The following is a 23,102-nucleotide window of genomic DNA, read 5'->3' as shown; positions in this document are numbered from 1 at the left end:
CCGTGCGCAGGCTGCTGGCGTTTCTCCTCACCGCGGCCCTCGCCGCCGCGGGCCTGGTCGCCTGCACCCCGAAGCCGCCGTCGGCCGAACCGGTCGCGGCGGACTTCCTGGCGGCGCTGGCCGAGGCCGACCTCGACACGGTGGCAGGCCTCGTCGACGCGCCCGACGAGGCCCGGGCCGCGACCGAGCAGACCTGGTCGGGGCTGCAGGCCGAGGGGCTCGACGCCGAGCTGACCGGGCTGGACACGCCCGAGTCGACCGACGCGGCCACCGCGACCGCGCACGCCCGCCTGACCTGGCACCTGCCGCGCGGGCGCGACTTCGCCTACGACACGGACGTGCACCTGCAGCGCGAGGAGCGCGACTGGACCGTGCACTGGCAGCCGACCGTGCTGCACCCGCGCCTGGGCGCCCACCAGCACCTCGAGCTGCGCCCGGTCGTCGCCGAGAAGGCGAGCGTCGTCAGTTCCGACGGCGTCGCCCTGCTCACCCCCGGCGTGCGCCACCGCCTGCTCGTCGACGGCTCGAAGACCGACACCCCCGGCAGGCTGGCCCGGGAGGTCACCGAGGCCCTGCACGCCGCCGACGTCGACGCCGGCGGCGACCCGGCCGAGCTGGAGAAGAACCTGCGCGAGACCGACGGGCCCTACTCGGTGGCGATGCTCGACGACGCCGCCGCCGACGCCGTCGCCGGGCGCTTCGCCGGCGACGCCGCGGTCACCCTCAACGACGAGGCCGCGATGGTCACCCCGGAGCCGGGCTTCGCCCCGGACATCCTCTCGCGCGTGCGCGCCACCGTCGGCGACGAGCTCGACGGCGCGAACGGCTGGCGGGTTGCCGTGGTCAACCCCGAGGGCAACGAGCTTGACGACGTCGAGCACCACGACGCCCGGCTGGCACCCGCGGTGCGCGTGAGCATCGACCACTCCGTCCAGCTGGCCGCCCAGCGTGCGCTGGAGGCGCACGCGGAGCAGAAGGCCGTGATCGTGGCCGTGCGGCCCTCCAACGGCGACATCCTCGCCGTGGCCCAGACCCCGGAGGCCGACAAGGACGGCGACATCGCCCTGACCGGGCAGTACCCGCCCGGCTCGGTGTTCAAGATGATCACCGCCACCGCCGGTGTCGCCGACGAGGGGCTGACTCCCGACTCGACGGTCCCGTGCCCGGGCACGATGGACATCTACGGGCGCACCGTGACCAACTACAACGCCTCCGGTGTGGGCGACACCTCGCTGGAGACCGCCTTCGCCCGTTCCTGCAACACCACCTTCGCCGACATCTCGACCAAGCTGGAGCCCGGCCGGCTCGAGCACACCGCCAAGCAGTTCGGCCTGGGACTCAGCTACGACATCCCCGGCCTGGAGACGGTCACCGGCACAGTGCCCTTCGGCGAGACCCCGCTGGACCGCACCGAGTCCGGTTACGGCCAGGGCCTCGACCTGGCCAGCCCCTTCGGCCTGGCCATGGCCGCGGCCACCGCGGCCGCCGGGCGCACCCCCACCCCGCAGCTGGTCGCCGGGCGCGAGACCACGGTCGACGAGCGGATCGATCCGCCGGACCCGGAGGCGATCGCGGCGCTGCAGCGCATGATGCGCACCGTGGTCACCAACGGCACGGCCGCCGGCATGAGCGCCGGGGGAGAGATCCACGGCAAGACCGGTGAGGCCGAGGTCAACGACGGCTCGCACGCCTGGTTCGCCGGCTACCGCGACGACATCGCCTTCGCCACCCTCGTCGTCTACGGCGGCGGCTCGGAGACCTCGGTGGCCATCACCGACGAGTTCTTCCGGCACCTCGACGGCGACGCGCAGTCCGAGGAGATCGGCGCGGCACCCGGGGAGGCCACGGAGCCGTAGCCGGTATTACGATGAGGTCCATGACCGAACGTGCGAAGCTGACTGAAGGCAAGCCCACCCCCATCCGGACCGTCCCGGAGTCCATCGAGCGACCCGAGTACGCCTGGAAGGACGAGGTCCAGGAGAACGTGGGCGAGCCCTTCGTCCAGACCCCGGAGACCATCGAGGCGATGCGTGAGGCCTCGGAGATCGCCGCCAACGCGCTGGCCGCCGCCGGCGCGGCCGTCGCCCCGGGCGTGACCACCGACGAGATCGACCGCGTCGCCCACGACTACATGTGTGACCACGGCGCCTACCCGTCCACCCTGGGCTACCGCGGCTTCCCCAAGTCCTGCTGCGTCTCGCTCAACGAGATCGTCTGCCACGGCATCCCGGACTCGACCGTCATCGAGGACGGCGACATCGTCAACATCGACGTCACCGCCTACAAGAACGGCGTGCACGGCGACACCAACGCCACCTTCCTGTCCGGTGACGTCTCCGAGGAGCACAAGCTGCTCGTCGAGCGCACCAGGGAGGCCATGATGCGCGGCATCAAGGTCGCCAAGCCGGGCCGCGAGATCAACGTCATCGGCCGCGTCATCGAGAGCTACGCCAAGCGCTTCGGATACAACGTCGTCACCGACTTCACCGGCCACGGCGTCGGGCCGACCTTCCACAACGGCCTGGTGGTGCTGCACTACGACTCGGAGGCCTACCGCGACGTCCTCGAGCCGGGCATGACCCTGACCATCGAGCCGATGATCAACCTCGGCGACCTGGCCTACGACATCTGGGACAACGGCTGGACCGTGCAGAACCGCGACGGCAAGTTCACCGCCCAGTTCGAGCACACCCTGGTCATCACCGAGGACGGCAACGAGATCCTCACCCTGCCCACCGAGACCTTCTGATCCGGTGAGCGCCCCGGCGCCCTCGTGGCCGCCCGGGGCACGCGAAAGACCCGCCGCGCACTCGCGCGGCGGGTCTGTTCTTTCGGTGGAAGTCGGCCCTGTGTCCGGAGGGGAGTTAGCCGGGCAGGATGCCGTTGTACTTCAGCCAGTTGACGGCGCCGATGATGCCGCCGATGACGGTGCCGACGACACCGGCGAGGGTCACCGCGTACCAGGTCTTGTTGGCGTTGGAGACCTTGTTCCAGTTCTTCTCGTCGCCGAGCATGTTTGCGCCGTTGTTTTCATCGCTCTGGTTGCGATCGTCTGCGGCGTCCGGGATGCGCTCGCCCTTTTCGTCGTTGTAGGAGTTGCCGAAGTTCCCGACGTTCTCGGTGGCGGTGGTGACGTCGTCGTTCGGGGCGCCGGGGTTGGAGTCCTCGGCGGAGGCGACGGTGGTGCCGGTCAGGGTGACGGCGGCGGCGGTGGCGACGGCCACGGCCGCGGTGCGGAAGGAACGCATGGGGTTCTTGTCCTTTACCTTTCGGGTCGTGTGGTGGTGCGGAGCGGGGCGCCGCGATTTAGCCGTGGTTGATGAAGTTGGCGATCGGGCCGACGATCAGGCCGATGAAGGAGCCGATGGCGCCGAGGACGGTGCCGGCGAAGAGAACCTTGGCCCAGACCGGGGCGTTGTCGATCTTCGCGGAGTCATCCTCGGAGGAGGTGACGAAGCCGTTGAAGTCGAAGGGCTTATCCTTCTCCATGTTCTCGCCGACCTGCGAGGAGAGGCTCGGGCCCTGCTGGGGGGCCTCCTCGGCGGCGGAGGCGACGGACATGCCCGACACGGTCAGGGCGAGGGCGGCGGCGCCGGCGACTGCGGCGCGACGGATGGAACGCATGAGAAACTTCCTTAGCGTCGGAGTGGTCAGGTTTCGGGCGGCGCCCGGGGTGAACCCGGGCGGGCAAAACCATAATAAAAAGGTTATTGAACGCTGTGAGTTCTCAGCCGCGATTTTTCTGCCGCCGGCCCGGGACTAATCCGCGAAATCCAGCCCGAGCAGGGCGTTCTCCACGACCTCCGGCAGTGCCGGGTGAATCCAATACTGGCCCCGGGCCAGCTCGCGCACGTCCAGGTCGAAGGCCATCGCGGTGACCTCGGTCTGGATCAGCGTCGGCGCCTGGGCGCCCAGGATGTGCGCGCCGAGCAGGCGTCCGCTGCCGCGGTCGGCGATCAGCTTGACCACCCCGACGTGCTCGTCCATCGCCCAGCCGTAGGCGACGTCGCCGTACTCCTGGACCTTGACCGTGAGCTCGCGGCCGGACTCGCGCGCCTCCTGCTCCGTCAGGCCCACCGAGGCGATCTGCGGGTGGGTGAACACCGCCGCCGGCACGGCCTCGTGCGGCATGCGGCGCAGGTCCCCGGGGTGCAGCAGGTTGTGCTGCACGGCGCGCGCCTCCGCGTTGGCGACGTGCTTGAGCATGTACGGCGAGGAGACGTCGCCGAGCGCCCACACGCCCTCGGCGCTGACGGAACGGCCGTACTCGTCGACGACCACGCGCCCGCCGTCGACCTCCACGCCGCCGGCGGCGGCCTCGAGGAGGTCGCCGTTGGGCACCCGGCCGGTGGCCACCAGCACCTCGTCGGCGGTGATCCTCTCACCACCGGTGACCTCGACCTCGACGGCGCCGTCCGCGGCGTCGGCAAGCGAGACCACCTCGGTGTGGTAGCGGATGTCGAAGCGCTCGCGAGCGGCGTCGTTGAAGCGCCCGACGAGCTCCTCGTCGAGGTGGCGCAGGGCCGCGCCGGAGCGCACGAGCACGGTCACCTTCGTGCCCAGCGAGGCGAAGACATGGGCGAACTCCATGGCGATGTAGCCGCCGCCGACGATGACCAGGCGCTCCGGGCGCTCGGGGAGCCGCATGACGTCCTCGTTGGTGCGGTAGCGCACGCCCGAGGAGGCGATCTGTTCCGGGATCACCGGGCGCGAGCCGACGGCGAGCACGATCTGCCGCCCGGCGATCTCCTCGTCGCCGACGCGCAGCGTGCGCGGCCCGCAGAAGACGGCGTGCCCGGCGTAGACGTCGATGTTGGGGGTGCGGTCCCCGCGGCGGTACTCCTCGCCGCCGGCGGCGATCGGGTCGACCTTCTCGGCGAAGACGCGGCGCTGGATGTCGCGCCAGTCCACGGACTTCAGGTCCAGCTCGACGCCCAGGCGGCGGGCGTCGGCGGCCTCGGCGGCGACCTCGGCGGGGTAGACGAACATCTTCGTCGGGATGCAGCCGACGTTCAGGCAGGTGCCGCCGAAGCGGCCCTCCTCGACGATGGCGATGGACATCCCGTCGAAGCCCTCGTCCGGGATGGAGTTACCCGAACCGGTGCCGACGATGATCAGGTCGTAGGTCTTCATCTGCTCCTCGTTCCTCGGCCAGGCCCCGGGGTCTCCCGCGGCCGCCCCACCATTGTGGCCGGTTTCAGCGCGCGGTGTCGTCCGCGGAGCCGGGGCCGGCCGCGTCGGTGTCATCGCCGCCGGTGACGCGGTCGAGGAAGCCGGTGGTCTCGGTCAGCGCCTGCTCCAGAGCCAGCGGCAGGGAGAGGTAGACGTCGTGGCGGGCCCCCGGCACGGGGACCACCTCGGCGGCGTCGCCCAGGGACTCGGCCACCGGCCAGATGGCCTCGACGTCGAGGACGGTGTCCGCCGTGTCCGACGCCGCCGAGTAGGGACGGCCCAGCCAGGAGCGGTCCGAGGTGAGCGTGAGCACCGGCAGGTGCAGGTCGAGCCCGCCGCGCAGCTGCTCCATGCCGCGCACGACCGCCAGCAGCCAGCCCGCGTACTTCGGGGTGCCGGCCACGGGCTTGTAGCGCTCGTCGAAGTCCCAGTCGGCGGCGATGGACTCGCCGTAGGCGTTGAGGTCGCCGCCGGGCAGCGCCATGCCCGGGCGCAGCCGGCCGAGCACGTGGGCCGCCCCGGCGATCAGCGGGCTGCGCGCGCCGTACTGCAGCGCCAGCCACGGGCTGTCCAGGACCATGCCCGCGACCCGGCGGGCCAGCTCCGGGCGGGCCCGGCGCAGCCAGTCGAACCAGAGCACGGCGATCAACCCGCCGGTCGAGTGCGCCATCGGCACGACGCTCGGGTGCCGGGCGGCGACGTGATCGAGCGCAGCGGTCAGCTCCGGGTGGTAGTGGCGCAGGTCGCTGGTGTAGTGCCAGCGCTGCCCGCGGCGGTGGGAGCGGCCGCACTTGCGCAGGTCCAGCGCGTAGAAGGCGTAGCCGGCCTCGGCCAGGTGGGCGGCCAGGTGGTCCTGGAAGAAGTAGTCGGTCATGCCGTGGATCCACAGCACCGCCGGGCCGTCGGTGACGGGGGTGCGCCGCACGAGCGTGGCCACCGCCTCGCCCTCGCCGTCGGGGTCGGGGCCGAGGCGCAGCGTCGCGCTCTCGAAGTCCGGGCCGAGGATGTCGGGGGCCCACGGTTGCCACATCGTGTCGGTCATGGCCGTTGAGTGTACCGGCCCCGGCCGGGGTGGGCGGGGGTGCGGTGTAGCGGAGCAGCCAGGGGGTGGGCCATTTGACCCCGGTCACTCCGGTACGGCGTAAGCTGGCTGTGACAAGGTCAGCCATCCCGGTCTGCCCAGCCCTGGTCCCGGTGTTCCCGTCCGGGCGGGCGACCGACAGTCCATGTGAGGGGAAGACAAAGGTGTCAGAAACCGCAAAGATCACCGACGAGGTCGATGTCGCACTCATCGGTGCGGGCATCGTGAGTACGACGCTCGGCGCGATGCTCCGGGAGCTGCAGCCCGACTGGACCCAGATGGTCCTGGAGCGCCTCGACGGCCCGGCCCTCGAGTCGTCCTCGCCCTGGAACAACGCGGGCACCGGCCACTCGGCCCTGTGCGAGCTGAACTACACCCCGGAGAAGAACGGCCTGCTGGACATCACCAAGGCCGTCAACATCAACGAGAAGTTCCAGGTCTCGCGTCAGTTCTGGAGCCACCAGGTCGAGCACGGCGTGCTGGGCGACCCGAAGGAGTTCATCAACCCGGTCCCGCACGTCTCGCTGGCGCAGGGCCAGGAGCAGGTCGACTACCTGCGCCGCCGCTATGACACCCTGCGTGAGCACACCCTCTTCCCGGGCATGCAGTTCACCGACGACAAGGACGTCTTCTCGGAGAAGCTGCCGCTGATGGCCAAGGGCCGCGACTTCTCCGAGCCGGTCGCCATCTCCTGGACCGAGGCCGGCACCGACATCAACTACGGTGCCCTGACCCGCCAGTTCGTCGCCCACGCCGAGAAGGCCGGCACCGAGTTCCGCTACGGCCACGAGGTCACCCGCATCCGTCCGGACGGCGACAAGTGGATCGTGTACTACAAGAACGTCCACACCGGCGACCGCAAGGCCGTGCGCGCCAACTTCGTCTTCGTCGGTGCCGGCGGCTACGCGCTGGACCTGCTGCGCTCCGCCGGCCTCAACGAGGTCCGCGGCATCGCCGGCTTCCCGATCTCCGGCATGTGGCTGCGCTGCACCAACCCGGAGCTCATCGAGCAGCACCGCGCCAAGGTCTACGGCAAGGCCCGCGTCGGCGCCCCGCCGATGTCCGTGCCGCACCTGGACACCCGCGTCATCGACGGGGAGAAGGGCCTGCTGTTCGGCCCCTACGGCGGCTGGACCCCGAAGTTCCTCAAGAAGGGTTCCTACCTGGACCTGTTCAAGTCGATCCGCCCGGACAACATCCCCAGCTACCTGGGTGTGGCCGTCCAGGAGTTCGACCTGACCAAGTACCTGATCAGCGAGGTCACCAAGAACTTCGACGCGCGCATGGAGACCCTGCGCGAGTACATGCCGACCGCCGAGGGCAAGGACTGGGAGCTCATCGTCGCCGGCCAGCGCGTGCAGGTCATCCGCCCCGCGCCGGCCCCGCGCTTCGGCTCCCTGGAGTTCGGCACCGCCGTGATCAACAACTCCGAGGGCTCCATCGCCGGTCTGCTCGGCGCCTCCCCGGGCGCCTCCATCGCCCCGGCGGCGATGCTGGAGCTGCTCGAGCGCTGCTTCGGCGAGCGCATGATCGACTGGTCCGACAAGCTGCACGAGCTCATCCCGTCCTACGGCCGCAAGTTCGCCGTCGAGCCGGAGCTCTTCGCCGAGACCTGGGAGCGCACCCAGAACACGCTGCAGCTCAACCGCTGAGCGCACGAGAAAACGGCCCCCGCGAGATGCGGGGGCCGTTGTCATGTCCGGGCCGGTGCCGGGGCCCGGGGGAGGGGCGCTGCCGACCGGCCCCGTCCGGCGGTGCCGGAGGTCGCTCAGCGCCCCGGTGACACCGCTGCCTCAGGCGCGGCGCTTGAGGAAGAACTCGGGGTCGATCGTGCGCGCGCCGATGACGTCCTCGGCGGTCTGGCCGATGTTCTCGTAGAAGCGGCCGAGCTCCGAGGAGACCTCGCGGCCGGGCAGCAGCTCGCGGTCCTCGCCGGCCTCGTCGGAGGCCGCGCGCACGACGGTGCGCACCACGTCGCGGTGCTCCTCGGCGAAGTCCGCGGTGACGATGACACCCAGCGAGGGCAGCCGCGGCAGCGAGCCGGTGGTGCGCGCCCACTCGTCCTGCAGCTTGAACAGGTGGTTGAGGTCGGTGTCGGTGGCGGCGTAGGTCAGCATCGCGGCGGCCTCGCCCTCGTCGACGGCGGCCTGCGCGGCGGCGGTGTCCGCCACGTGCATGATCTCGGTGTCCTGCAGCTCGTTGCGGTCGAGGATGTGGCGCAGCGCCAGCGTCGGCACCGAGTCCTCGGGCAGGGCGGTGGCGATCTTCTCGCCGGCCAGCTCGCCGGTCCACTGCGAGGCGTCGTTCGGGTCCTCGGGGGTCTCGCCGAGACCGGCGACCACCAGCGGCTGCCAGAAGGTGGCGCCCGCCAGCCTGATGTCCGCGCCCTCGTGGAAGGCGCGCGCGGCCTTCTGCACCGGGGCGACGACGATGTCGTGCTCGCCGTCGGCCAGCAGGTGGTCGGTCTCGGAATCGTCGGCCCAGGTGTCGATCGCGACGTCGTCGGCGGCCTCGCGCACCGCCTCGCTGTCGGCGACCTTCTGCGCGAACTCGGGCACGCCGCGCAGCTCGGGCACGGCGGCGGTGAGCCGCTCGACGTGGTCGGGGGCGGCCTCGGTGGTCTCGGTGGTCTGGGTGGTCTCGGTGGCGGTCGCGGAGGACGTCGTGGTCTCCTCCTGGGCGCCCTCACCGCCGCAGGCGGCGAGGAGGGCCCCGGAGGCGCAGACGGCGGTGATCAGTGCGAGACGCTTGGGGAACATGCGGGCCTTTCGGGAACGTGACAGCTTGTCCGCCCATCACTCTAAGGCCGCGCCGAGCCGCCGCGCCAACAGGGGCACACAGCGGGCTAACATGTGTTCCCATGGTTTCCCCCACGGTGCCGGAAGACAACCCTGAAGTGCCCGCCACGCGCGGTCGCGTCACCCTCGTCGGCGGCGGTCCCGGAGCCTGGGACCTGATCACCGTGCGCGGCATGCACGCGCTCCAGGACGCCGACGTCATCCTCACCGACCACCTCGGCCCCACCGCCGAGCTGGACCGGCTGTGCGACACGGCGGGAAAAGAGATTGTCGACGTCGCGAAGTTGCCGTATTCGCGCAAGGTCGCCCAGGAGACCACGAACCGTCTCATGGTGGAGCACGCCCGGGCGGGCAGGAACGTCGTGCGCCTCAAGGGCGGCGACCCCTTCGTCTTCGGGCGCGGTTCCGAGGAGGTGCGCGCGTGTGCGCGCGCCGGGGTCGCCTGCACGGTGGTGCCCGGCGTGACCAGTGCGGTGGCCGTGCCCGCCGCCGTGGGCGTGCCCGTCACCGAGCGCGGGGTGGTGCACTCCTTCACCGTCGTCAGCGGGCACCTCGCCCCGGGTGACGCGCGCAGCCTGGTCGACTGGCACGCGCTGGCCGCCGCCGGCGGCACCGTCTGCGTGATCATGGGCGTGCGCCACGCCGCCGAGATCGCCGCCGCCCTCGCCGAGGGCGGTATGGCCGCCGGCACCCCGGCGTGCGTGATCCAGGAGGGCACCACCGCCCGCGAGCGCGTCTTTTACTGCACCCTGGGCACGCTGGGGGAGACGATGGAGCGCGAGCGGGTCGCCTCCCCGGCCGTCTACGTCATCGGCGAGGTCGCCGCCCGGCGGTGACCCACGCGGCGTCGGCAGTCGCGCCGGCGCCGCTCAGCGCTCGACGGTGAGGATCACCTGGTGGGGCGCCGACTTCGGCGGGTTCTCGTCCACCCGCGCGTCCAGGCCCGCCGCGCGGGCCACGCGCACCACGCCGGCGGCGTCGTCCGGCTCGTCGGGGCACCCGGCCAGCACCCGGGCCAGCTCGCCCTTGTAGTGCTTGTTGAAGTGGCTGACCACCTTGCCCTCCGGGGTCTCCACGCGCACCGTCACCGCCTCGCGGAAACGGCCCAGCTGCTGGTAGGCGCCGCTGCGCAGGTCCACCACCAGCCCGTCGAGCGCCTCGAGCTCGGCGGTGATCGCCTTGCCCCAGCGCGACCTGAGCGTGCGCCCGCCCAGCTTGTTGCCCGCCGAGAGGCGGTAGTGGGGGATGAGGTCGTTCGCGCGCACCAGCCCGAACAACGCCGAGCCGACCGCCAGGCGGGACCGCGCGGCGCCGGAGAGCGACGGCGCGTCGAGCGCGTCAAAGAGCACGCCGGTGTAGCGCTCGATGGCCGGCATCGTGGGCGCCTCGGCCAGCTCGCGGTTGGCCTCGGCCTCGCCACGCAGCCGCCCGGAGATGCCGAGCACCTCGAGTGCGGTGTCGACGTCGAGGGAGCTCAGCTCCGCGATCAGCTCGCGGCGCACGGGGTTGAGGCCGGGGAAGGACAGCGACGCCACGTCGAGCGGGGCGCCGGAGCCGCCGGGGGCCTTGGTCTCGGAGGGAGGCAGCACGATCAACACGGCTCCCCAGACTACGTCCCCGCCCCGCGGCGGGGTGCGGGTAGAGTTCCCAGACATGATCACACGCCTTTCGACGCTGTTCCTGCGCACCCTCCGCGAGGATCCGGCGGACGCCGAAGTACCCAGTCACAAGCTGCTCGTGCGCGCGGGCTACATCCGCCGCGTCGCGCCGGGCGTGTACTCCTGGCTGCCGCTGGGGCTGAAGGCCTTCCGCGCCGTCGAGAACGTCGTGCGCGAGGAGATGGACCGCATCGGCGCCCAGGAGCTCCTCTTCCCGGCGCTGCTGCCGCGCGAGCCCTACGAGACCACCGACCGGTGGACCGAGTACGGCGACGCCCTGCTGCGCCTGAAGGACCGCAAGGGCAACGACATGCTGCTCGGGCCGACCCACGAGGAGATGTTCGCCCTCACCGTCAAGGACCTCTACAACTCGTACAAGGACTTCCCGGTCACCCTGTACCAGATCCAGACGAAGTACCGCGACGAGGAGCGCCCGCGCGCCGGGATCCTGCGCGGCCGCGAGTTCACCATGAAGGACTCGTACTCCTTCGACATGACCGACGAGGGCCTCGACGAGTCCTACGCGAAGCACCGCGAGGCCTACCAGCGCATCTTCGACCGCCTCGGCGTGGACTACGCCATCTGCCACGCGACCTCGGGCGCGATGGGCGGCTCGGCCAGCGAGGAGTTCCTGGCCGTCTCGGACAACGGCGAGGACACCTTCGTGCGCGCCACCGAGGGCGACTACGCGGCCAACGTCGAGGCCGTGGTCACCCCGCACCCCGCCGAGCGCGAGGTCGAGGGCCTGCCCGAGATGACCGTCCACGAGACCCCGGATGCCGCGACCATGGACACCCTGGTGGAGTGGGCGCGCTCGGCCGGCGTGACCGTCGACGGCCGCGACGTCGAGCTGACCGACACGCTGAAGTGCCTGGTGGTCAAGGTCACCGAGCCCGGCGGCGAGCCGGAGCTGACCGGCGTGCTGCTGCCCGGCGACCGCGAGGCCGACATGAAGCGCCTCGAGGCCGCCCTCGAGCCCGCCGAGGTCGAGCTGGCCGGCGAGGAGGACTTCGCCGCCAACCCGTTCCTGGTCAAGGGCTACGTCGGCCCCGTCGGGCTGGCCGCCAACGGCGTGCGCGTGCTCGCCGATCCGCGCGTGGTGCGCGGCACCACCTGGATCACGGGTGCCGACGCCCCGCAGCGCCACGCCGTGGGCGTGGTGTGCGGCCGCGACTTCACCCCGGACGGCTACGTCGAGGCCGCCGAGATCCGCGAGGGCGACCCGGCCCCCGAGGGCCACGGCACGCTCACGCTGGAGCGCGGCATCGAGATCGGCCACATCTTCCAGCTCGGCCGCAAGTACACCGAGGCCTTCGACGTGAAGATCCTCGACGAGAACGGCAAGCGCGTCGTGCCCACCATGGGCTCCTACGGCATCGGCGTCTCCCGCCTGCTGGCCGTCCTCGCCGAGCAGCGCCACGACGAGAAGGGTCTGAACTGGCCGGTCTCCGTGGCGCCCTACCCGGTGCACGTCGTCGCCGCGAACAAGGACCCGGAGGCCGTCGAGGCCGCCGGCCGCCTGGCCGAGAAGCTCTCGGCGGCGGGCCTGGACGTGCTCTTCGACGACCGGAAAAAGGTCAGCCCCGGCGTGAAGTTCAAGGACGCCGAGCTGCTGGGCATGCCCTTCATCGCGATCCTGGGCCGCGGCTTCGCCGAGGGCCACGTGGAGCTGCGCGAGCGCGGCGGCGAGACCCGCAACGTGCCGGTCGACTCCGCGGTCGAGGACATCCTCGCCGCCGTCGAGGAGGCCCGCTGATGCGTCGCTTCATGATCGCCCTGCTCGGCGGTGCGGGCGTGCTGCACTTCCTCAAGCCCGAGCCCTTCGACTCGATCGTGCCCGCCGCCCTGCCCGGCTCGGCGCGGGCCTACACCTACGCCTCGGGCGTGGCCGAGCTCGGCTGCGCCGCGGCGATGGCCTGCCCGGACGAGAAGGTGCGCCGCTACGGCGGCCTGGCCACCGCGGCGCTGATGACCGCGGTCTTCCCCGCGAACGTCGAGATGGCCCGCCAGTGGACCCGCGCCGGCAAGGGCCCGGGCTGGCTGGCCGTGGCCTACGGCCGGCTGCCCCTGCAGCTGCCGCTCATCTGGTCGGGTTGGTCAGTCTGGCGTTCGCCGCGCCGCTGACCACCACCGCGCGCACGGCGTCGGCCTCGACGCCGGCGGCCGTGCGCGTCCACAGCGCCGCCGTGTCCTCGGCGGCCCGCGCCGGCAGCTCGGCCGGCGCCACCTCGAACTCGTAGCCGGTCGCGGGGGAGGGCACCGGCGCGTCGGCCTGCTCCAGCAGCGCCGTGAGCACGGCCGCGCGCCGGTCGCTGGCGGCGACCAGGGCGTCCTGCGGGCCCGCCCACGCCGCGGCCGAGGTCAGCCCGTAGCGCAGCGCCTGTTCCCAGGAGAGCAGCTCGCGCAGCGCCTCGGCGTCCCCTTCGGTCAGGCCCTCGACGGAGACGTCCTCCGGATCCGGCAGGGCCACGTCCGTGGCACCGGGCTCGTTCTCGGCGACGGCGAGGTCCACCGCCTGGGCGGCGACGAGGTCCGCGGACTCCTCGGGCACCTCGTCGACGGCGTCGACGGTCGCCTTGAGCCCCGCCGGCACCACGCCGTCGGTGGTGCGCTCGACCGCGCAGCTCTCCGGCAGCGGCTCACCGCATAGGCGCTCGACCTCGTCGAATAGCTGGTCGGCCTGCCGCGCGCGCAGCGGGGAGTCGGACTCCTCGGCGGCGGCGAGCGTGCCGCGCGCCAGCTCGAGCACCGCGGCGTCGGGACGCGGCCCCAGGACCGAGCACGACGTCGCGCCGAGCGCGCAGGCGACGAGCACGGCGGCGGTCAGCGCCCGGCGGCGGGCGGTCAGGCGGTGCGGGCGGGTGCGGCGGGTGCTACGGGTACGGGCGGGGGAGGTCACGAACCGGCATGCTACCCGCGGCGGATAGTGTTGGGGCCATGGCATTCCCGACCGCCGCAGAACTGTCCGAACTGCTCGCCCCCGCCGTCGCCGACTTCGGTCTCGACCTCGAGAACGTCAAGGCGACCCCCGCGGGCAAGAAGTCCGTCATCGCCGTCGCCGTCGACGCCGACGAGCGGCCCGACCTCGACCGCCTCGAGGAGGTCTCCAAGAGACTCTCCGACCTCCTCGACGCCGCCGAGGAGCGAGGCGAGCTGCGCCTGGGCGCCGGCTACACGCTGCAGGTGACCACGCCCGGGATCGACACCCCGCTGACGGCCCCGCGCCACTGGCGGCGCAACCGCCACCGGCTCGTCGAGCTGACCGCGGAGGGGGAGACCCCGCAGACCTGGCGCATCGGGCCGCTCGACGCCGCCGAGGAGACCGTCGCGCTCGTCGGCGCGGACCTGTCGGTGCGCCTGCTCAAGGTGGCGGATTCACCGCGCGCGGTCGTTCAGGTAGAATTCTCCTCTGCCCCGGAGCAGGAGACCGAACTGACCGGGGCGGATTTTGAGTCGCTGAACACCGTCACGCGAAAGGACGACAAGTGAATATCGACATCGACGCGCTGCGCACGATCGAGAAGGACAAGGACATCCCCGTAGGGGACATGCTCGAGACGATCGCCGGGGCGCTGCTGGGCGCCTACCGCGAGTTCCGCGGGACCACGGCGACGGAGCGCTCCGCTGCCCGCGTCGACATCGACTCCGCCAGCGGCGACGTGGCCGTGATCGTCACCGAGCGTGACGAGGACGGCGAGGTCGTCGAGGAGTACGACGACACCCCCACGAACTTCTCCCGCGTCGGCGCCCACGCCGTGCGCGAGGCCATCGTGCGCCGCCTGCGCGAGGCCGAGACCGGCCAGGCCTACGAGGCCTACCAGGAGATCGTCGGCACCGTGGTCAGCGGCGTCGTCCAGGCCGACGCCACGGCCAACTCCCGCGGCATCGTCGTCGTCGAGCTCGGCACCGAGCTCGACAGCCAGGACGGCATCCTGCTGCCCGCCGAGCAGATCCCGGGCGAGGAGCTCAAGCACGGCGACCGCGTGCGCACCTACGTCGTCGGCGTCTCCCGCGGCCCGCGCAACCTGCAGATCCAGCTCTCGCGCACCCACCCGGAGCTGATCCGCGGCCTGTTCGCCCTCGAGGTCCCCGAGATCGCCGAGGGCTCCGTCGAGGTCGTCGGCATCGCCCGCGAGGCCGGCCACCGCACCAAGATGGCCGTCGCCGGCAAGGTCAAGGGCCTCAACGCGAAGGGCGCCTGCATCGGCCCGCGCGGCCAGCGCGTGCGCAACGTCATGGCCGAGCTCGCCGGCGAGAAGATCGACATCATCGACTACTCGGAGGACCCGGCCACCTACGTCGGCAACGCCCTGGCCCCGTCCAAGGTCGTGCGCGTCGAGGTCACCGACGCCGAGGCGCACGCCGCCCGGGTGACCGTGCCGGACTACCAGCTCTCGCTGGCCATCGGCCGCGAGGGCCAGAACGCCCGCCTGGCCGCGCGTCTCACCGGCTGGAAGATCGACATCCACTCCGACATCGAGGAGTGAGCCGCCGAGCGGCCTGAGTGACGGCCCGTGACCCCGTGCGGACGCCGGGGCGCGGGCCGCGCGCATGCCCGGGGAGACGGACCCCGACGGGGTGAACCCCGGCGAACCGGCGGTGAACGGACGTTGAACCCGCGCTGAAGGGGCGGCCGTCCCCGGCGACCGGGGCGAGTACAGATTCGCTGATTGATGGCGTAGAATGTTCCGCGGCCCACGTGCGAGAAGAGAAGGGAGCGGTACGGAAGAGGATGCCGGTACGTACCTGTGTCGCCACGCATCAGCGAAAGGCGGACACCGAACTGCTCCGGCTGGTCGTCGATCCCTCCGACCCGGACCGCATCATTCCCGATCCGCGCCGCCGCCTCCCCGGCCGCGGCGCCTGGATCACCCCCGATCTCGACGCACTGGACCTTGCTTGCCAGCGCCGTGCGATTCAGCGCGCGCTCAGGGTGTCCGCCGAAACGGACACCGGCCAGGTCCGCGAATACCTGGCCGATCCCGACCTGAAAAGGAAGACCGATCCCTGATGAGCACCCGATGAAGCATCAGCGATGAACATCATCAACACAGGCTGGGAGCCGGAAGGCAGGGACCTTCTCGGCTTCTAGCACAGAGTTAGAGGAGAGAAGTGCCCGGAAAGTTACGCGTACACGAGCTGGCGAAACAGCTCGGTGTAACCAGCAAGGAACTGCTCGCCACGCTTAAGGAGCAGGGCGAGTTCGTCAAGACCGCCTCGTCCACCATCGAACCGCCGGTGGTGCGCAAGATGCGTGGCATCTACGAGGCGAAGCAGCCGGAGAAGTCGGACGAGAAGTCCGCTCCGGCCAAGAAGCCTGCCCAGGGCAAGAAGCCCGGCCAGGCACCGAAGCCCGGCCAGGGGGCCAAGAAGGCCGCCCCGAAGCCGGGTCAGGCCCCGAAGCCCGGCCAGGCCGCCGCCAAGAAGGCCGCGCCCAAGCCGGGCCAGGCCGCCCCGAAGCCGGGCCAGGCGCCGAAGCCCGGCCAGGCCGAGGCGAAGAAGTCCACCCCGAAGCCCGGCCAGGCCCCCAAGCCCGGCCAGGCCGAGGCGAAGAAGTCCGCCCCGAAGCCGGGGCAGGGTCAGCACGGCCAGCACGGTCAGCACCGTGGCGACGGCCACGGTCACGGCAAGTCCGCCCCGAAGCCGGGCGCGATGCCGCGTCCGCGCGGCGGTCAGCCCAAGCCGGGCCCGCGCCCGGGCGCCAAGGCGCCGCGCGTGGCCAACAACCCGTTCTCGACCGGCCGCAACGAGCGTCCGGCCCCGCGTCCGGGCGGCACCGGCGGCGCCAAGAAGCGCGGCTCCGGCTCCGGTTCCGGCGGCAACGGCGGCGGCAAGCGGCCGACGCCGGCCATGATGCCGTCCCACCCGAGCCCCGGCCAGATGCCGGCGAAGTCCGCCACCGGCGGGCGTCGCGGCGGCCGTGGCGGTCGGCGAGGCGGCCCGGGCGGCCACGGTGGCCCTCCGGGTGGTTTCCGCGGCGGCCGGGGCGGTCGTCGCGGCGGTACCGCGGGTGCCTTCGGGCGTCCGGGCGGCCCGCCGCGTCGTCGTCGCAAGTCGAAGCGGCAGAAGCGGCACGAGTACGAGGCGATGAAGGCCCCGAAGGTCGTCGGCGGTGTGCACCTGCCCGACGGCAAGGGCAAGACGCTGCGGCTGCGCCGTGGCGCTTCCCTGTCGGACTTCGCCGAGAAGATCGGCACCGAGGCCTCGTCGCTCGTCCAGGCGCTGTTCAACCTGGGTGAGATGGTCACCGCGACCGCCAGCGTCTCCGACGAGACGCTGCAGCTGCTCGGCGACGAGATGAACTACAAGGTCGAGGTCGTCTCCCCGGAGGACGAGGACCGCGAGCTCCTCGAGTCCTTCGACCTGCAGTTCGGCGAGGACGAGGGCACCGAGGACGACCTCGAGCGTCGTCCTCCGGTGGTCACCGTCATGGGTCACGTCGACCACGGCAAGACCCGCCTGCTGGACGCCATCCGCCACAGCAACGTGGGCAAGGGCGAGGCCGGCGGCATCACCCAGGGCATCGGCGCCTACCAGGTCGACGTGGACGTCGACGACCGGGAGCGCACGATCACGTTCCTGGACACCCCGGGTCACGAGGCGTTCACCGCCATGCGTGCCCGCGGCGCCGAGTCGACGGACATCGCGGTCCTGGTCGTCGCGGCCGACGACGGCGTCATGCCGCAGACGGTCGAGGCGATCAACCACGCCAAGGCGGCCGACGTGCCGATCGTGGTCGCGGTCAACAAGATCGACAAGCCGGAGGCCCAGCCGGAGCGCATCCGCGGGCAGCTGACCGAGTACGGCCTGGTGCCGGAGGAGTACGGCGGCGACACCATGTTCGTCGACATCTCCGCCAAGCAGGCCCAGAACATCGACAAGCTGCTCGAGGCCGTCCTGCTGACCGCCGACGCGGCGCTGGACCTGCGCGCCAACCCGGAGATGGACGCCCAGGGTGTCGCCATCGAGGCGCACCTGGACCGCGGCCGTGGTCCGGTGGCCACCGTCATCGTCCAGCGCGGCACGCTGCGCGTCGGCGACTCCATCGTCGCCGGCGACACCTACGGCCGCGTGCGCCGCATGCTCGACGAGTACGGCGAGGACGTCGAGGAGGCCGGTCCGTCGCGGCCGGTCCAGGTCCAGGGCCTCAACGGGGTCCCGGGCGCCGGCGACAACCTGCTCGTCGTCGAGGACGACCGCGTGGCGCGTCAGATCGCCAACCAGCGTGACGCGCGCCGCCGTTCGGCCGAGGCCGCCAAGCGCCGCAAGCGCGTCTCCCTCGAGGACCTGGACAAGGTGCTCAAGGAGACCTCGACGCTCAACCTCATCCTCAAGGGCGACAACGCCGGTTCGGTGGAGGCCCTGGAGGACGCCCTGCTCAAGATCGAGGTGGACGACGAGGTCGAGCTGAACATCATCGACCGCGGCGTCGGTGCGGTCACGCAGACCAACGTCTCGCTGGCCGCCGCCTCGGACGCGGTGATCATCGCGTTCAACGTCCGTTCCGAGGGCAAGGCGACCGAGGAGGCCAACGCCGAGGGCGTGGACATCCGGTACTACACCGTGATCTACCAGGCCATCGACGAGGTCGAGGCGGCCCTGAAGGGCATGCTCAAGCCGGTCTACGAGGACCGCGACCTGGGCGAGGCGGAGATCCGTCAGCTGTTCAAGGCCTCCGCCGTCGGCCTCATCGCCGGCTGCATGGTCGAGACCGGCAAGGTCCGCCGTGGCGCGACCGTGCGCCTGGTCCGCGACGGCAACGTCATCGCGGAGAAGGCGACCATCGAGTCGCTGCGCCGCGGCAAGGACGACGCCACCGAGGTCACGGCCGGCTACGAGTGCGGCATGGTGCTCAGCTACCCGGACATCGCCGTCGGCGACAAGATCCAGGTCTTCGAGACCGTGGAGGTCCCGCGCGAGGCCTGATCGAGGCCGTGGGCGCGTGACCGAGAGGGCCGGTGCCGGCTTTCCCTGAGCGGGGGAGCGGGCGCCGGCCCTCCCGCATGCCCGCAGCCGTGCGGGCCGGCTGACGCGGCCCGGCGACGGGCGGCGACCTGGTGGCCGCCCGCGGGCGGGGGCGGCTAGACTGGCGCGGTACTGAACTCCGCCACCGAAAGGGGACCGACCATGGCCGATTCCGCCCGCGCGGGCCGCATGGCCAAGCGCATCCAGACGATCGTCGCCACCGCTCTGGAGCGTGAGATCAAGGACCCCCGCGTCAACCTGGTGACGGTCACCGACACCCGCCTGACCGGCGACCTGCACGACGCCACCGTCTACTACACGGTGCGCGGCGAGGGCATCGACGACGAGCCCGACACCGAGCGAGCCGCCGCCGGTCTGGCCGCCGCGCGCGGCCAGCTGCGCAAGCTGGTCGGCGACCAGCTCAGCGTCCGCTTCACCCCGACGCTGAGCTTCGAGCTCGACGCCGTGCCGGAGTCGAGCGCGCGCATGGAGGAGCTGCTGGCGCGCGCCCGCGCCCGCGACGAGGAGCTGGCCCGCACCCGCGAGGGGGCCCGGCCGGCCGGCGAGGCCGACCCCTACCGCCACGACGAGAACTGACGCCATGGCGTCCGGCACGCTTGCCGACGTCGCGTCGGCGATCCGTGGGGCGCGCACGGTCACCGTCGTCGCGCACCTGCGCCCCGACGCCGACGCCGTCGGCTCGGTCACCGCGTCCGTCGCCGCGCTGCGCCGCCTCGGGCTTGACGCCCGCGGCCAGATCGGCCAGGACGCGGCCGTCGAGGCGCACCTGCTGACGATCCCCGGCGCCGACGAGGTCACCTGCTCGCGCGAGCTCCTGCCCGCCGATCTCTACCTCGTGCTCGACTGCGCCTCCCTGGACCGCACCGGACACCTGGCCGGGCAGCTCGAGGAGCGCAGGGACCGGGTCGTCTGCGTCGACCACCACGAGTCGAACCCCGGCTTCGGCGGGCTGAACCTGATCGTTCCCGAGGCCGAGTCGACCACCACGATCCTCGCGGACCTCTTCGCCGAGCTCGGCGTCGACGACACCGAGCCCGACATCGCCCACGGGCTCTACGCCGGGCTGGTCACCGACACCGGCAGCTTCCGCTGGGGTGGCGCACGCATGCACGAGCTCGGCGGGCGCTGGCTGTCCGCCGGACTCGACCCGCGCCGGATCGCCGCCGAGCTCATGGACGCCGTCAGCGTCGACGACCTGACCATGATCGGCCGGGTGCTGTCCACCAGCCGCATGCACGACGTCGACGGGCTCGGCGTGGCCACCCTCGTCGCCGACAGCGCGGAGGTGCAGGGCCACCCGAAGTCCGCCCTCGAGGTCGTCATCGACATGGTCACCGCCGTGCGCGGGGCCACCGTGGCCGCCGTGCTCAAGGAGCTGTACCCCGGCCACTGGTCGGTCTCCCTGCGCGCCCCGCGCGCCGACGTCTCCCACCTGGCAGTCCACCTGGGCGGCGGCGGGCACCGCGCCTCGGCCGGATACACCTCGCCGGGCACGGCGGAGTCCGTCATCGCCGAGCTGCTGGAGGGGGTGCGCACGTGTCGCGACGAGCTGTAGCCGACCGGGACGAGGCGGCCCGCGAGGGCGCCGCCGCCCCCGAGGTCTCGGCCCGCACGATCTTCGGGCTGGCTCTGCCGGCCCTCGGCGTGCTCGCGGCCACCCCGCTCTACCTGCTGCTGGACACGGCCGTCGTCGGCCGCCTCGGCGGCTTCGAGCTGGCCGCCCTCGGCGCCGGGACCACCATCCAGGCGCAGGTGACCACCCAGCTGACCTTCCTCAGCTACGGCACCACCGCGCGCGCCTCCCGCCTCTACGGCGAGGGGCGGCGCTCCGCCGCCATCGCCGAGGGCGTGCAGGCCACCTGGGTCGCCGTCGGCGTGGGTCTTTTGCTCGCGCTGATCATCGAGCTGTTCGCCCCGGTCTTCGCCGGCTGGCTGACCGGCTCGCCGGACGTCGCCGCGGAGGCCGCGCACTGGATGCGCGTGGCCGCCCTGTCGATCCCGCTGACCCTGATCGTCATGGCCGGCAACGGCTGGCTGCGCGGCATCCAGGACACCCGCCGCCCGCTCTACTTCACCCTGGCCGGCGTCATCCCCGGCGCCGTGCTCGTGCCCTACCTGGTCGGGCACTTCGGCCTGGTCGGCTCCGCGTGGGCCAACGTGTGCGGCACCGCCATCACCTCGACGTGCTTCCTGATCGCCCTGGGGCGCGCCCACTCCGGCGGCTGGCGGCCGCGCTGGGACGTCATCCGCCGCCAGCTGGTGCTCGGCCGCGACCTCATCGTGCGCTCGCTGAGCTTCCAGGTCGCCTTTCTCTCGGCGGCCGCGGTCGCCGCCCGGTTCGGCACCGCGTCGCTGGCCTCCCACCAGGTCATGCTCCAGCTGTGGAACTTCATCACCCTGGTGCTCGACTCGCTGGCCATCGCGGCCCAGACGCTCACGGGCGCCGCCCTCGGCGCCGGGACCGTCGAGGCGGCGCGGCGCACCGGCCGGCGCATCACCGGGTACTCCGTGGCCTTCGCCGGCGTGCTCGGCGTCGTCTTCGCCCTGGGCGCGGGCGTGATCCCGAGGATCTTCACCTCCGACGCCGCGGTCCTCGAGGCCATCGCCGGGCCCTGGTGGCTGATGATCGTCATGATCGTCATGGGCGGGGTCGTCTTCGCCCTCGACGGCGTGCTGCTCGGCGCCTCCGACGCGGTCTTCCTGCGCAACGCCACCATCCTCGCCGTGCTCCTGGGCTTCCTGCCCGGGGTGTGGATCTCCTTCGCCGTCGACGGCGGGCTGACCGGCGTGTGGTGCGGCCTGGTGGCCTTCATCGGCCTGCGCATGGCCGCCGTGTGGTGGCGCTTCCGGTCGATGCGGTGGGCGGTGACCTAGACAGATGACGCAACGGACGCTCTGGGCGGTCTCGGACCTGCACGCCGCGGTGCGCGCGAACCGCGCCCGGCTGGCCGAGCTCAGCCCCGACAACCCCCGCGACTGGCTGATCGTCGCCGGGGACGTCGCCGAGCGCCCCGCCGTGGTCACCGAGATCCTCGCCGAGCTGGCCGGCCGCTACGCGAAGGTCATCTGGGTGCCCGGCAACCACGAGCTCTTCGCCCGCTCCACCGACCGCGCCCGCGGCCGGCAGCGCTACGACGAGCTCGTCCAGGCCTGCCGCGCCCTCGGCGTGGTCACCCCGGAGGACCGCTACCCCGTCTTCGACGGGGTGACGGTCTGCCCGCTGTTCACCCTCTACGACTACTCGTTCCGGGTCGCCGGGCTCTCCGTCGAGGAGGCCCTGGCCCGGGCCCGGGCACGCCAGATCGTGATGACCGACGAGTACTCGATCGCCCCCTTCGTCGACGTGCGCGCGTGGTGCTGGGACCGCCTGGCCTACTCGGTGCGCAGGCTCTCCCGGGTGACCGGTCCGACCGTGCTGGTCAACCACTGGCCGCTGGTCCAGGAGCCGACGCTGCGCATGGCGCTGCCGGAGCTGGCCCTGTGGTGCGGCACCCGGCACACCCGGGACTGGGCGCGCCGCTACAACGCCCGCGCCGTCGTCTACGGCCACCTGCACATGCCGGGCACACTCACCGTCGACGGCGTCGAGCACCACGAGGTCTCCCTGGGCTATCCCCGCGAGTGGCGCCCCCGCGGGGGGCAGGCCCCGCCCTGGCCCTACCCGCTGCTGCACGAGGGGAGGACGCCATGAGCCACCACGGACTCTTCGCCCCCGAGCTCTTCCCGGCGCACGCCTCCTACTGCTACGTCATCACGGAGAAGTCGCCGCCGCAGCCGAGCCTGGAGAACTACCTCGACCTGCACCCGCTCGAGCAGGCGCTCGTCTCACACGCGGTGGCCAAGCGCAAGGCCGAGTTCGGCGACGCCCGCTGGTGCGCCCACACCGCGCTCGCGGACCTCGGGGGACCGGGGGACCCCATCCTGCGCGGCGAGCGGGGGATGCCGCTGTGGCCGACCGGCTACACCGGTTCGATCACCCACACCGACGGGCTGCGCGCGGCGGTGGCCGTGGAGAGCTCCCGCGCCGTCTCGGTCGGCCTCGACGCCGAGCCCAACGAGCCGCTCGGCGACGACGTCCTCGGCGCCATCGCCCGACCGGGGGAGATCTCCCGGCTCGACCGGCTGCGCGCGGCCGGGGTGGCCAACCCGGACCGGCTGCTCTTCTGCGCCAAGGAGGCCACCTACAAGGCCTGGTTCCCCCTGACCCGGCGCTTCCTCGAGTTCGACCAGGCCGAGATCGACCTGCGCGCCGACGGCACGTTCCTGTCGTATCTGCTGGTGCGCCCGACCCCGGTGCCCTTCATCGAGGGCCGCTGGGAGGAGGCCGAGGGCTTCGTGGTGGCGACCACCGCCGTGCGCCGCATCGTCTCGCGGCGCTACCTGCACGCCTGAGCGCCGGCCCGGCCC

At 72.2% G+C, this 23,102-nt stretch carries 22 protein-coding genes; 15 read left to right on the top strand and 7 right to left on the bottom strand.

Annotated features, from left to right (window positions below; translation table 11 throughout):
• Positions 1-2: 2 nt before the first annotated feature.
• Both CFRA_RS07245 and map read left to right on the top strand, forming a co-directional pair.
• Positions 3-1,856 (top strand): penicillin-binding transpeptidase domain-containing protein, encoded by a 1,854-nt coding sequence (locus CFRA_RS07245; RefSeq protein ID WP_075664087.1) that lies wholly within the window; start codon positions 3-5, stop codon positions 1,854-1,856.
• Positions 1,857-1,876: 20 nt separating this feature from the next.
• The gene (gene map, locus CFRA_RS07240; RefSeq protein WP_075664086.1) at positions 1,877-2,749 is read left to right on the top strand and encodes a type I methionyl aminopeptidase; all 873 of its coding nucleotides are present in this window, start codon (positions 1,877-1,879) and stop codon (positions 2,747-2,749) included.
• Between the two features lie 115 nt (positions 2,750-2,864).
• On the opposite strand, the gene CFRA_RS07235 is transcribed toward map, so the two are convergent.
• The 4 genes from CFRA_RS07235 to CFRA_RS07220 all read right to left on the bottom strand — a co-directional run bounded on the left by CFRA_RS07235 (position 2,865) and on the right by CFRA_RS07220 (position 6,214).
• Entirely contained in the window at positions 2,865-3,248 is a 384-nt protein-coding gene (locus CFRA_RS07235; RefSeq protein WP_075664085.1) for a hypothetical protein, read from the bottom strand.
• Between the two features lie 58 nt (positions 3,249-3,306).
• Positions 3,307-3,624 carry a hypothetical protein gene (locus tag CFRA_RS07230; RefSeq protein ID WP_075664084.1) on the bottom strand — a complete coding sequence of 106 codons (318 nt, stop codon included), beginning with the start codon at positions 3,622-3,624 and terminating at the stop codon, positions 3,307-3,309.
• 135 nt (positions 3,625-3,759) lie between these two features.
• On the bottom strand, positions 3,760-5,133 hold the full coding sequence (mtr, locus tag CFRA_RS07225; protein ID WP_075664083.1) for a mycothione reductase: 1,374 nt from the start codon (positions 5,131-5,133) through the stop codon (positions 3,760-3,762).
• A gap of 64 nt (positions 5,134-5,197) precedes the next feature.
• A complete protein-coding gene (locus tag CFRA_RS07220; protein WP_075664082.1) occupies positions 5,198-6,214 on the bottom strand; it encodes an alpha/beta fold hydrolase in 1,017 nt (338 codons plus the stop codon).
• 203 nt (positions 6,215-6,417) lie between these two features.
• Here CFRA_RS07220 and mqo point away from each other — a divergent pair, with 203 nt between their 5' ends.
• Complete coding sequence (gene mqo, locus CFRA_RS07215; protein ID WP_075664081.1) at positions 6,418-7,905, top strand: malate dehydrogenase (quinone); 1,488 nt, start codon at positions 6,418-6,420, stop codon at positions 7,903-7,905.
• Positions 7,906-8,046: 141 nt separating this feature from the next.
• On the opposite strand, the gene CFRA_RS07210 is transcribed toward mqo, so the two are convergent.
• Positions 8,047-9,012, bottom strand: coding sequence for an ABC transporter substrate-binding protein (locus tag CFRA_RS07210; RefSeq protein WP_075664080.1), 966 nt, complete (start codon positions 9,010-9,012; stop codon positions 8,047-8,049).
• A 101-nt stretch (positions 9,013-9,113) separates the two neighbouring features.
• Between CFRA_RS07210 and cobA the strand changes: the two genes are divergently transcribed.
• Entirely contained in the window at positions 9,114-9,887 is a 774-nt protein-coding gene (gene cobA / locus CFRA_RS07205) for a uroporphyrinogen-III C-methyltransferase (protein ID WP_075664079.1), read from the top strand.
• Between the two features lie 33 nt (positions 9,888-9,920).
• Here the strand turns inward: cobA and yaaA are convergent, their stop codons facing one another.
• Positions 9,921-10,649, bottom strand: a complete 729-nt coding sequence (yaaA, locus tag CFRA_RS07200; RefSeq protein ID WP_075664078.1) for a peroxide stress protein YaaA — start codon at positions 10,647-10,649, stop codon at positions 9,921-9,923.
• 55 nt (positions 10,650-10,704) lie between these two features.
• On the opposite strand from yaaA, the gene CFRA_RS07195 reads away from it, so the two are divergent.
• Together CFRA_RS07195 and CFRA_RS07190 are read left to right on the top strand one after the other, a co-directional pair.
• Positions 10,705-12,465 (top strand): proline--tRNA ligase, encoded by a 1,761-nt coding sequence (locus tag CFRA_RS07195; protein ID WP_075664077.1) that lies wholly within the window; start codon positions 10,705-10,707, stop codon positions 12,463-12,465.
• The gene (locus CFRA_RS07190) at positions 12,465-12,833 is read left to right on the top strand and encodes a DoxX family protein (RefSeq protein ID WP_075664076.1); all 369 of its coding nucleotides are present in this window, start codon (positions 12,465-12,467) and stop codon (positions 12,831-12,833) included. The genes CFRA_RS07195 and CFRA_RS07190 overlap by 1 nt, the downstream gene beginning before the upstream one ends.
• On the opposite strand, the gene CFRA_RS07185 is transcribed toward CFRA_RS07190, so the two are convergent.
• Entirely contained in the window at positions 12,790-13,608 is an 819-nt protein-coding gene (locus tag CFRA_RS07185) for a hypothetical protein (protein WP_075664075.1), read from the bottom strand. The two genes, CFRA_RS07190 and CFRA_RS07185, sit on opposite strands and share 44 nt — an antisense overlap.
• A gap of 38 nt (positions 13,609-13,646) precedes the next feature.
• Between CFRA_RS07185 and rimP the strand changes: the two genes are divergently transcribed.
• The 9 genes from rimP to CFRA_RS07140 all read left to right on the top strand — a co-directional run bounded on the left by rimP (position 13,647) and on the right by CFRA_RS07140 (position 23,087).
• A complete protein-coding gene (gene rimP, locus CFRA_RS07180) occupies positions 13,647-14,198 on the top strand; it encodes a ribosome maturation factor RimP (RefSeq protein WP_075664074.1) in 552 nt (183 codons plus the stop codon).
• Complete coding sequence (gene nusA / locus CFRA_RS07175; protein WP_075664073.1) at positions 14,195-15,196, top strand: transcription termination factor NusA; 1,002 nt, start codon at positions 14,195-14,197, stop codon at positions 15,194-15,196. The genes rimP and nusA overlap by 4 nt, the downstream gene beginning before the upstream one ends.
• A gap of 245 nt (positions 15,197-15,441) precedes the next feature.
• Entirely contained in the window at positions 15,442-15,720 is a 279-nt protein-coding gene (locus CFRA_RS07170; protein WP_075664072.1) for a YlxR family protein, read from the top strand.
• Between the two features lie 101 nt (positions 15,721-15,821).
• Complete coding sequence (gene infB, locus CFRA_RS07165) at positions 15,822-18,635, top strand: translation initiation factor IF-2 (protein ID WP_075664071.1); 2,814 nt, start codon at positions 15,822-15,824, stop codon at positions 18,633-18,635.
• A gap of 201 nt (positions 18,636-18,836) precedes the next feature.
• Positions 18,837-19,271, top strand: a complete 435-nt coding sequence (gene rbfA / locus CFRA_RS07160; protein ID WP_075664070.1) for a 30S ribosome-binding factor RbfA — start codon at positions 18,837-18,839, stop codon at positions 19,269-19,271.
• A 4-nt stretch (positions 19,272-19,275) separates the two neighbouring features.
• Positions 19,276-20,250: a DHH family phosphoesterase gene (locus CFRA_RS07155; RefSeq protein WP_075664069.1), complete on the top strand. Its 975-nt coding sequence runs from the start codon at positions 19,276-19,278 to the stop codon at positions 20,248-20,250.
• Positions 20,232-21,569 carry an MATE family efflux transporter gene (locus tag CFRA_RS07150; protein WP_075664068.1) on the top strand — a complete coding sequence of 446 codons (1,338 nt, stop codon included), beginning with the start codon at positions 20,232-20,234 and terminating at the stop codon, positions 21,567-21,569. The genes CFRA_RS07155 and CFRA_RS07150 overlap by 19 nt, the downstream gene beginning before the upstream one ends.
• A 4-nt stretch (positions 21,570-21,573) precedes the next feature.
• Entirely contained in the window at positions 21,574-22,386 is an 813-nt protein-coding gene (locus tag CFRA_RS07145; RefSeq protein WP_075664067.1) for a metallophosphoesterase family protein, read from the top strand.
• Positions 22,383-23,087: a 4'-phosphopantetheinyl transferase family protein gene (locus CFRA_RS07140; RefSeq protein WP_075664066.1), complete on the top strand. Its 705-nt coding sequence runs from the start codon at positions 22,383-22,385 to the stop codon at positions 23,085-23,087. Before CFRA_RS07145 ends, CFRA_RS07140 begins: the two co-directional genes overlap by 4 nt.
• The last annotated feature ends 15 nt before the right edge of the window (positions 23,088-23,102 follow it).

Source organism: Corynebacterium frankenforstense DSM 45800, assembly GCF_001941485.1.
Classification (GTDB): domain Bacteria; phylum Actinomycetota; class Actinomycetes; order Mycobacteriales; family Mycobacteriaceae; genus Corynebacterium; species Corynebacterium frankenforstense.
Note: the sequence above shows the minus strand (reverse complement) of the source record. Positions and strands in the feature narration are given on the sequence as shown.

Excerpts from the sequence above, each read along its gene's own strand:
- CFRA_RS07230 (WP_075664084.1), bottom strand. The coding sequence starts at position 3,624 with ATGCGTTCCATCCGTCGCGCCGCAGTCGCCGGCGCCGCCGCCCTCGCC.
- CFRA_RS07190 (WP_075664076.1), top strand. The coding sequence starts at position 12,465 with ATGCGTCGCTTCATGATCGCCCTGCTCGGCGGTGCGGGCGTGCTGCAC.
- CFRA_RS07170 (WP_075664072.1), top strand. The coding sequence starts at position 15,442 with ATGCCGGTACGTACCTGTGTCGCCACGCATCAGCGAAAGGCGGACACC.
- cobA (WP_075664079.1), top strand. The coding sequence starts at position 9,114 with ATGGTTTCCCCCACGGTGCCGGAAGACAACCCTGAAGTGCCCGCCACG.
- CFRA_RS07235 (WP_075664085.1), bottom strand. The coding sequence starts at position 3,248 with ATGCGTTCCTTCCGCACCGCGGCCGTGGCCGTCGCCACCGCCGCCGCC.
- CFRA_RS07220 (WP_075664082.1), bottom strand. The coding sequence starts at position 6,214 with ATGACCGACACGATGTGGCAACCGTGGGCCCCCGACATCCTCGGCCCG.
- mtr (WP_075664083.1), bottom strand. The coding sequence starts at position 5,133 with ATGAAGACCTACGACCTGATCATCGTCGGCACCGGTTCGGGTAACTCC.
- CFRA_RS07145 (WP_075664067.1), top strand. The coding sequence starts at position 21,574 with ATGACGCAACGGACGCTCTGGGCGGTCTCGGACCTGCACGCCGCGGTG.
- CFRA_RS07155 (WP_075664069.1), top strand. The coding sequence starts at position 19,276 with ATGGCGTCCGGCACGCTTGCCGACGTCGCGTCGGCGATCCGTGGGGCG.
- CFRA_RS07210 (WP_075664080.1), bottom strand. The coding sequence starts at position 9,012 with ATGTTCCCCAAGCGTCTCGCACTGATCACCGCCGTCTGCGCCTCCGGG.
- rbfA (WP_075664070.1), top strand. The coding sequence starts at position 18,837 with ATGGCCGATTCCGCCCGCGCGGGCCGCATGGCCAAGCGCATCCAGACG.
- map (WP_075664086.1), top strand. The coding sequence starts at position 1,877 with ATGACCGAACGTGCGAAGCTGACTGAAGGCAAGCCCACCCCCATCCGG.
- CFRA_RS07195 (WP_075664077.1), top strand. The coding sequence starts at position 10,705 with ATGATCACACGCCTTTCGACGCTGTTCCTGCGCACCCTCCGCGAGGAT.
- CFRA_RS07140 (WP_075664066.1), top strand. The coding sequence starts at position 22,383 with ATGAGCCACCACGGACTCTTCGCCCCCGAGCTCTTCCCGGCGCACGCC.
- rimP (WP_075664074.1), top strand. The coding sequence starts at position 13,647 with ATGGCATTCCCGACCGCCGCAGAACTGTCCGAACTGCTCGCCCCCGCC.